At 72.6% G+C, this 8,319-nt stretch carries 9 protein-coding genes and 1 pseudogene; 8 read left to right on the top strand and 2 right to left on the bottom strand.

All coding sequences use genetic code 11. The annotated features are described in order from the left end of the window. Positions 1-599: sigma-70 family RNA polymerase sigma factor (locus ADL08_RS06935; protein WP_053641178.1), on the top strand; the 599-nt coding region annotated here is incomplete at its 5' end. A gap of 36 nt (positions 600-635) precedes the next feature. Further along, a complete protein-coding gene (locus tag ADL08_RS06940; RefSeq protein WP_053641179.1) occupies positions 636-1,136 on the top strand; it encodes a GNAT family N-acetyltransferase in 501 nt (166 codons plus the stop codon). Positions 1,137-1,157: 21 nt separating this feature from the next. Here ADL08_RS06940 and ADL08_RS06945 read toward each other — a convergent pair whose 3' ends face one another. Both ADL08_RS06945 and ADL08_RS06950 read right to left on the bottom strand, forming a co-directional pair. Next, a complete protein-coding gene (locus ADL08_RS06945) occupies positions 1,158-1,565 on the bottom strand; it encodes a hypothetical protein (protein ID WP_053641180.1) in 408 nt (135 codons plus the stop codon). 2 nt (positions 1,566-1,567) lie between these two features. Then, positions 1,568-1,930, bottom strand: coding sequence for a hypothetical protein (locus ADL08_RS06950; protein ID WP_053641181.1), 363 nt, complete (start codon positions 1,928-1,930; stop codon positions 1,568-1,570). A 570-nt stretch (positions 1,931-2,500) separates the two neighbouring features. Between ADL08_RS06950 and ADL08_RS06955 the strand changes: the two genes are divergently transcribed. From ADL08_RS06955 to ADL08_RS06980, 6 genes and pseudogenes are all read left to right on the top strand, one after another. Next, positions 2,501-3,583 (top strand): methionine ABC transporter ATP-binding protein, encoded by a 1,083-nt coding sequence (locus tag ADL08_RS06955; RefSeq protein ID WP_053641182.1) that lies wholly within the window; start codon positions 2,501-2,503, stop codon positions 3,581-3,583. Further along, entirely contained in the window at positions 3,580-4,248 is a 669-nt protein-coding gene (locus ADL08_RS06960) for a methionine ABC transporter permease (protein ID WP_053641183.1), read from the top strand. Before ADL08_RS06955 ends, ADL08_RS06960 begins: the two co-directional genes overlap by 4 nt. Positions 4,249-4,340: 92 nt before the next feature. Then, positions 4,341-5,198, top strand: coding sequence for a MetQ/NlpA family ABC transporter substrate-binding protein (locus ADL08_RS06965; RefSeq protein ID WP_053641184.1), 858 nt, complete (start codon positions 4,341-4,343; stop codon positions 5,196-5,198). 182 nt (positions 5,199-5,380) lie between these two features. Next, positions 5,381-6,016 carry a GNAT family N-acetyltransferase gene (locus ADL08_RS06970; protein WP_053641185.1) on the top strand — a complete coding sequence of 212 codons (636 nt, stop codon included), beginning with the start codon at positions 5,381-5,383 and terminating at the stop codon, positions 6,014-6,016. A gap of 60 nt (positions 6,017-6,076) precedes the next feature. Next, a complete protein-coding gene (cbiE, locus tag ADL08_RS06975; protein ID WP_053641186.1) occupies positions 6,077-7,321 on the top strand; it encodes a precorrin-6y C5,15-methyltransferase (decarboxylating) subunit CbiE in 1,245 nt (414 codons plus the stop codon). Between the two features lie 303 nt (positions 7,322-7,624). Further along, a pseudogene (locus ADL08_RS06980) lies at positions 7,625-8,319 on the top strand (5,6-dimethylbenzimidazole synthase); the annotation flags it as partial.

Raw genomic sequence — 8,319 nt, forward strand, 5'->3', positions numbered from 1 at the left:
GCACCCCCGCACCCGGCACCCCCGCGTCCGGCTCCGCCGCTCCCGACGCGTCGGCCGGCCTCCTCGCCGCGCTCGCCCCGCTCCTCGCCGCGCTCGCCCCGCTCCTCGCCGCCGAGTCGGACGCCGAGGCGCCGGCCGCCGGCGTCGACCCCGGCGACCTGGAACAGGCCGTCTGGCTCCGCCTCCTGGAACGCCTCCGGGACACCGGCGCCCCCGAACGGCCCGCCGAATGGCTGCGCCGGGCCGTACGGGCCGAGGCCCGCCGCGCCCGCAGGACCGGCGACCGGGAGCGCCCCTACCGGAACGAGCCCGTCCACGAGCCGGGCGGCGCCGAGCCCCACGGCTCCCCGGAGGGCTCCCTCCTCGCCGCCGAGGGCCGCCGCGCCCTGCGCGCCGCCGTCACCCGCACCCCCGGCCGCTGCCCCGGGGTCCTCACCGCGATGCTCGACCCGAAGGACCGCACCTACCGGGAAATCGCAGGAGAGTTGGGTATCTCACAGGGGAGTCTGGGGCCGATGCGTTCCCGTTGCCTGGGATGCCTGCGCAGAATGCTGGCTGCGGAGGTTCCCGCCCCGAGCCGACGGGGAAGGGTGTGTTGAACCGATGATCGGCAGATGAGCGGGAGGCGTGCACACATGGGCCTGAGCGTGACCATCTCGGCGGCGGACGCGCGGGACGCGGAGCACATCCTGAAGCTGCAGTACCTCTGCTACCAGAGCGAGGCGGAGCTCTACGGGGACTGGTCCATCGAACCGCTCACCCAGTCGCTCGACGCCCTGCGCGCCGAACTGGAGGAGGGGCACGGGCTCGTGGCCCGCCTCGGCGACGAGGTCGTCGCCTCGGTGCGGGCCCGCGTCGACGAGGACGGCACCGTACGGATCGCCAAGCTCATCGTCCACCCCCGGATGCGGCGGCACGGCCTCGGCGGCCGGCTCCTCGACGCCATAGAGCGCCACTTCGCCGCCGGAGCCGCGACCACGACCGAGACGGCTCCGCCCGTCAAGCGCTTCCAGCTCTTCACCGGCCACCGCAGCGAACTCAACCTGCGCCTCTACCGCAGCAAGGGGTACGCACAGGTCGCCACCCGGGAACTCGGCCCCAGGCTCACCCTGGTGACCCTGGAGAAGGCCGCCTAGGCCACTCCCCACGCGCAGGCCCTAGGCGGTCTCGGACCTCCGCAGCCACCAGATGCCGGTCAGCGGCAGCAGCACCGGGATGAAGACGTAGCCGTAGCCGAAGTCCGACCAGACCGTCGCGTCCGGGAAGGCGGACGGCTCGACCAGCGTCCAGGTCCCCACGACCAGCACGCCCACGAGCTCGGCGGCGCAGCACACCAGCGCCGCCCTGCGGGCCTTCTCCCCGCCCCGTACCAGCGTGTACGTGATGAAGACGTAGACGACCGCCGCCACCGCCGACAGGGCGTACGCGAGCGGAGCCCGGTCGAACTCGGTGGCGATCTGGTAGATCGAGCGGGAGACCGCGCCGACCGACATCACGCCGTACAGCCAGACGAGGAGCATGCCCGGCCCCTTGACCAGGCGGGTCGTTCCCTCGGTCGCGGTCATGGTCAGCCCACCGTCCAGATGTCGTAGAGACGCACTTCGAGCACGGCCAGGACGACCGCGCCGGCCGCCACCGTCGCCGAACCCCACCGGCTGCGCTCCGCGAGCGACATGAAGCCGGCGATCGGCACCGCGCACAGCGCGCCGAGCAGATAGGCGACGAAGATCGTCGCGCCCTCCTCGGCCTTCTCGCCGCGCGTCAGCCGCACGATGCCGACGATCAGCTGGACCAGGACCAGGAAGGTCACCACGGCCATGCCGATGAAGTGCCAGTCCTTGGTCGGCCGGTCGCGGAAGGCGGCGAAGCCGCACCAGGCGGCGAGGGCGAGCGCGGCCACGGAGACCGTGACCGTCAGGGCGTCGAGCATGCGCCCGAGGGTATTACGGCCCGAACGGCCCGACGCGCCCGGCCCTCCCCACCGCCCCGCCCGCGCGTGGCCTTGGCCACAGACGGCGCCCGGGGCGGCCCCCCGCCCGGTCCGGCCCGCACCGGCCCGCCGCCCCGTCCCCGCAGGCCACGCGCCGGGCCGTACCAGGAGAAGCAAGCGGAAGGATGGCCTCCGAGGTGTCCGCATGGCGTCTCAACAACGTCCGCTATTCGGACAGCCCTCTTTCGTCCACGACCGTGCGTGCTTTACTTGCAGACATGACCACGACGAGCAGCCGCACCCTTGCGACCGAGGCGATCACGACGCCCGGTGCTCGTTGTATGTGTCGAATGTGCGCCATCTGAGGGCCCCCGCCGAGTTTCGCGCCCCGAAGCGAGACCGACGGCCGTGCCGGTCCCCCCGCCCCACGGCGGTGGACCGTGCCCGCCCCGCGCACTCGCCGACGTCCGGCCACCCGCCGGACAGGCCCCGTGCGCCTGACTGTCCGATGACGAATGCCCCGTGCGTGACGGACCCCGCGTCGCGCACTCGACAGTGACGGAAACCCCTGTGATCACCACTTCGGGCCTGACCAAGGTCTATGAGTCGCGCGGCCGGCAGGTCACCGCTCTGGACGGCGTCGACCTCCACGTCCGCGAGGGCGAGGTGTTCGGCGTGATCGGCCAGAGCGGCGCCGGCAAGTCCTCCCTCATCCGCTGCGTCAACCTCCTGGAGCGCCCCACCTCCGGCACGGTGACCGTCGACGGCGTCGACCTCACCGCCCTCGCCGGCAAGGGCCGCCGCGCGGGCAAGGACCTGCGCCGGGCGCGCAGCAGCATCGGCATGGTCTTCCAGCACTTCAACCTGCTGTCCTCCCGCACCGTCAAGGACAACATCGAGCTCCCCCTGGAGATCCTCGGCATATCCGGCGCCGAACGCTCCCGCCGCGCCCTGGAACTCCTCGACCTCGTCGGCCTCGCCGACAAGGCCAGGGCCTACCCCGCCCAGCTCTCCGGCGGCCAGAAGCAGCGCGTCGGCATCGCCCGCGCCCTCGCCGGCAAGCCCGGGGTCCTGCTCTCCGACGAGGCCACCAGCGCCCTCGACCCGGAGACCACCCGCTCCATCCTCCAGCTCCTGCGCGACCTCAACCAGCAGCTCGGCCTGACCGTCCTGCTCATCACGCACGAGATGGACGTCGTCAAGACCATCTGCGACTCCGCCGCCCTCATGCAGCACGGGCGCGTCGTCGAGTCCGGCACCGTCGGCGAACTGCTCGCCACCCCCGGCTCCCAGCTGGCGGCCGAGCTCTTCCCGGTCAGCGGCGCCCCCAGCGGCCCCGACCGCACGGTCGTCGACGTCACCTTCCACGGCGAGGCCGCGACCCAGCCGGTCATCTCCCAGCTCTCCCGCACGTACAACATCGACATCTCGATCCTCGGGGCGGCGATGGACACCGTCGGCGGCCGGCAGATCGGCCGGATGCGGATCGAACTGCCCGGAGCGTACGAGGAGAACGTCGTCCCGGTCGGCTTCCTGCGCGAGCAGGGCCTCCAGGTCGAGGTCATGGAAGAAGCCGAGACCGCCGAAGAGACGATCGTCCGGGAATCCGCGTCCGACGCGGCGACCGCGCTGGTGAAGGAAGGTGCCAAGTGACCTGGTCCGAGATGCAGCCCCTGCTGGAGCAGGGCACCGTCGACACCCTCTACATGGTCCTGTGGGCCACCGTCGTCACCGTCCTCGGCGGCCTGCCGCTCGGCATCCTCCTCGTCCTCACGGGCAAGGGCGGACTGCTCCAGAACCGGCCGGTGAACAAGGTCGTCGGCGCGATCGTGAACGTCGGGCGCTCGCTGCCCTTCATCATCCTGCTGATCGCCCTGATCCCCTTCACCACCTTCGTCGTCGGCACCTTCATCGGCCCGACCGCGATGATCGTGCCGCTCGCCATCGGCGCCATCCCCTTCTTCGCGCGCCTCGTCGAGACCGCGATCCGCGAGGTCGACCACGGACTCGTCGAAGCCGTCCAGGCCATGGGCGGCGGCATCCCCACCATCGTCCGCAAGGTCCTGCTCCCGCAGTCCCTGCCCTCCCTGGTCTCGGGCGTCACCACCACCGTGATCGTGCTCATCGGCTACTCCGCGATGGCCGGCGCGGTCGGCGGCGAAGGCCTCGGCTCCAAGGCCGTCACCTACGGCTACCAGCGCTTCGACACCACCTTCATGCTCGTCACGGTGGTCGTCCTGGTCGCCATCGTGACCGTCGTCCAGCTCATCGGCGACGGAGTCGTCCGACTCCTCGCCCGCCGGGGCCGCACGGCCTGAGCCGTCCCGCCCCGCCCCCGACTTCGTCCTGCGAAGAACAGTCCGGACTTGTTGTCCAGACGTCACCACTCCACCTGAAAGAGGCACTCTTCGTGCGCAAGAACATCAAGCTCACCGCCGGCGTCGCCGCCACCGCAGCCCTCGCCCTCGGCCTGAGCGCCTGCGGCACCTCCTCCGACCCGTCCTCCTCCAAGGACTCGGCCGGCGCCGCCGACAAGCCCCTCGTCGTCGCCGCGTCCCCGACGCCGCACGCCGACATCCTCAACTACGTCAAGGACAACCTGGCCGAGAAGGCGGGCCTGAAGCTGGAGGTGAAGGAGTTCACGGACTACGTCCTGCCGAACACCGCCACCCAGTCCGGCCAGGTCGACGCCAACTTCTTCCAGCACAAGCCGTACCTCGACGACTTCAACCAGAAGAACAAGACCACCATCGTCCCCGTGGTCAACGTCCACCTGGAGCCCCTCGGCCTCTACTCCAAGAAGCTCAAGTCGCTGAAGGACATCAAGCCCGGCCAGACCGTCGCCGTCCCCAACGACACCACCAACGGCGGCCGCTCGCTCCAGCTCCTCGCCGAGAACGGCCTGATCACCCTCAAGGACGGCGTCGGCACCAACGCCAAGCTCTCCGACATCACCGACAAGAAGGGCCTGGAGTTCAAGGAGCTGGAGGCCGCCACCGTGCCCCGCGCCCTGAACGACGTGGACGCCGCCGTCATCAACGGCAACTACGCCCTGGAGGCCAAGCTGGAGCCGGCGAAGGACGCCATCGCCCTGGAGAAGGCCGAGGGCAACCCGTACGCCAACTTCCTCGCCGTCAAGGAGGGCAACGAGAAGGACGCCCGCGTGCAGAAGCTCGCCGAGCTCCTCAACTCGCCCGAGGTGAAGAAGTTCATCGAGGACACCTACAAGGGCTCGGTCATCCCGGCCTTCGGCGCCCCCAAGGAGTAACCGCCGTCCGAGGGACCGTCAGACCGGTTCCCCCGTAAGGTCCTTGAGCGGAAGGCCCCGCGCACCCCGTCCGGTGCGCGGGGCCTTCCGCCGTACCCCACCCGGCCATGCGCACCGGCGGCGGCATGCTGCATGCTGTGCGTTCACGGTCGATTCGGACGGTCCACGGCATGGAGCTGCGCATGACTACCACCTTTCCGGACATCTCCATCAACACGGACCGGTTGGTGCTGCGCGCGTTCGAGGAGGCGGACGCCCCCGCGCTCGCCGAGATGATGAACGACGAACTCGTCGGCGCCTGGACCGCCGTGCCCCAGCCCTACACCGAGGCCGCCGCCCACCGCTGGATCACCGAGCACGCCCCCGCCGAACGCGCCGCCGGCCGCGGACTCGACCTCGCCGTCACCGAGTTCCTCACCCAGCGCCTCGTCGGCGTCGTCCAGCTGGGCAACACGAACTGGCGCGTCCGCTCCGCCGAACTCTCCTACGTCGTCGCCCCCTGGGCCCGCGGCGAGGGCTACGCCTCCGAAGCCGCCCTCGCCACCGCCCGGTGGCTCTTCAACGACCGGAAGTTCGAACGCCTGGAACTGCGCACCGCCGCCGACAACACCGCCTCCCAGCAGGTCGCCCAGAAGATCGGCTGCATCAGCGAGGGCGTCCTGCGCAACGCCTGCATAGCCCGCACCCGCACCGAGGACGGCGGCTGGACCGAGCTGCGCACCGACTTCATCCTCTGGGGACTCCTCCCCGAGGACCTCGACGACGTCGCCGACCAGATGGCCGAGGCGGGATACTCCTCGTACACCGACTGGAGCTGACGAGCGGGTACGCTCGGCACGCCCCCGACCTGCGACAACACCACAGGGAGACAGACGACGATGGCCGACCGCGTCACGGTGATCGGCTGGGACGGCTCGCCCCTTCCGCCGGCGGCCCTGTCCGCGCTCTCCGCCGCCACCCTGGTGGCCGGAGCCGGCCACCACCTGGCCCGGCCCGAGGTGCCACCCGGCGCCGAACGCATCCGCCTCGGCAGCGTCGACCTCGCCGCCCGCCGCATCGCCGGCCACCGCGGCACCGCCGTCGTCCTCGCCGACGGCGACCCCGGCTTCTTCGGCGTCGTCCGCACCCTGCGCGCCCCCGAGCACGGCCTGGAGGTCGAGGTCGTCCCCGCCGTCTCGCCCGTCGCCGCCGCCTTCGCCCGGGCCGGCATGCCCTGGGAGGACGCCCGGATCGTCGTCGCCCACCAGCGCACCCTGCGCCGCGCCGTCAACGTCTGCCGTGCCCACCCCAAGGTCGCCGTCCTCACCTCGCCGGGCGCGGGCCCCGCCGAACTCGCCCTCCTCCTCGACGGGGTCCACCGCACCTTCGTCGTCTGCGAGGAGCTGGGCACCGACCGCGAACGGGTCTCCGTCCTCACCTCCGACAAGGCCGCCGACCACACCTGGCGCGACCCCAACGTCGTCCTCGTCATCGGCGGGGGCGGCGGCACCCCGACCGCCCCCTGGCTGGCGGGCCTGGACCCGTCCGTCCGCCCCGTCCGGGGCTGGGGCCTCCCCACCGAGGAGTACGACTCCGAGGGGCAAGGCCCCGCAACCGATCAGGAGCGGCCGAAGGCGGGCGAGGACCCCGCCCTCCGCGCCGCCCAGCTCGCCCGTCTCGGGCCCCGCACCGGCGACCTCGTCTGGGACGTCGGCTGCGCGGGCGGCGCCTTCTCCGTGGAGGCCGCCCGCTTCGGCGCCGCCGTCATCGCCGTCGACCTCGACCCGGCCGCCTGCGCCCGCACCGAGGCCGCCGCCCGCCGCCACGGCGTCCCCCTCCAGACCGTCCGGGGCCGCGCCCCGCACGTCCTGGAGAGCCTTCCCGAACCCGACGTCGTACGGATCGCGGCCGGCGGCGTCCAGGTCGTCACCGCCTGCACCGACCGCCGCCCGGAACGCATCGTCGCCCACGCCTCCACCCGCGACGAGGCCGAGGCGATCGGCGCCGCCCTCACCGCCGCCGGCGGCTACGCCGTCGAGACCCTCCTCCTCCAGACCGTCGGACTCGACCCGGACACCTGGTCGGAACGCGATCGTTCGGCCGTCTTCCTGCTCTCCGGACGCAGGATCGAACGCGCCCCGTGACCCGGCCGCCCCACCGGGCCAGGTAGGCTGGCCGATTGTTGTACCGCGTCCGGACCTTCGTCACTTCGTGTGCCGATGTCCTGAAATGGTGGCCCCTCGGAGCCGCCGGTGTGGTAGGCGACAGGGGGGGACCGCGCGACGTGGCGCAGTCCACAGCGCACCGTGGCGAATCTTCCTGCCACGAGGGCCGAGGGCCGGGACAATGTGCAGGTGTCCGCGTCCTTCGTGCCGCGCGGCGCGCACGCTCGTTCTTGTCGACGGGCGCAGGTCTGAAGGAGCACAAGCGATGGGCGAGGGGTACGCATGACGGACACCGGCCAGGTCCCGGGCGAGGGGCTGCCGGAGAACGCAGGCATGGTCGAGCGGCCGGGCATCCCCGCACCGGGCGCTTACACCTTCCTGGACCCCTCCGAGCACACCGCCGAGGACGACGACCTGCTTCTGATGCCGGGCGCCCAGGGCGCCTGGAGCGAGCACCCGCCGGGCGTCGTGCCCGCGCCGCCGGTCGCCGTGCCGCCCCCCGTGCTCCCGCACCAGGGCGTGCCGCACCAGGAGGCCCCGGCCCCGACCGGCGACCCGCTGACGGACCCCTTGCCGGACCCGCTCACGGACCCGCTCCCCGAGCCCGTCGCCCTCGGCGACGTCCTGACCGCCCCGCAGGGCCAGACCCCGCCGCAGGGCGTACCGGTCGACCCCTACACCGGCGCCCCGGCGCACGGCACCCCCGCGCACGGCGTCCCCGCCGCCCCGTACGAGCCGGTCCTCACCGACCACGGCTACGAGCCCGGCATCCTCGACACCGGCGCGCACGAGGCCGTCGGCCACGACTCGGGCTCCGTCGACCTCGGCGCCACGCACCTGCCCCCGCCGGCCGTGGCGCAGACCCCGCCGCCCGCCCGCCGCCCGCTGCACATGGGCCCGCCCGTGCCCGAGGCCACCGGCGGAGTCGTGCGCTCGCTGGCCGACCGGGGACCGGCCACCGCGCCCGCCCCGCCGCC

The organism is Streptomyces sp. NRRL F-6492 (assembly GCF_001280125.1).
Classification (GTDB): domain Bacteria; phylum Actinomycetota; class Actinomycetes; order Streptomycetales; family Streptomycetaceae; genus Streptomyces.

Excerpts from the sequence above, each read along its gene's own strand:
- ADL08_RS06940 (WP_053641179.1), top strand. The coding sequence starts at position 636 with ATGGGCCTGAGCGTGACCATCTCGGCGGCGGACGCGCGGGACGCGGAG.
- ADL08_RS06945 (WP_053641180.1), bottom strand. The coding sequence starts at position 1,565 with ATGACCGCGACCGAGGGAACGACCCGCCTGGTCAAGGGGCCGGGCATG.
- ADL08_RS06950 (WP_053641181.1), bottom strand. The coding sequence starts at position 1,930 with ATGCTCGACGCCCTGACGGTCACGGTCTCCGTGGCCGCGCTCGCCCTC.
- ADL08_RS06970 (WP_053641185.1), top strand. The coding sequence starts at position 5,381 with ATGACTACCACCTTTCCGGACATCTCCATCAACACGGACCGGTTGGTG.
- cbiE (WP_053641186.1), top strand. The coding sequence starts at position 6,077 with ATGGCCGACCGCGTCACGGTGATCGGCTGGGACGGCTCGCCCCTTCCG.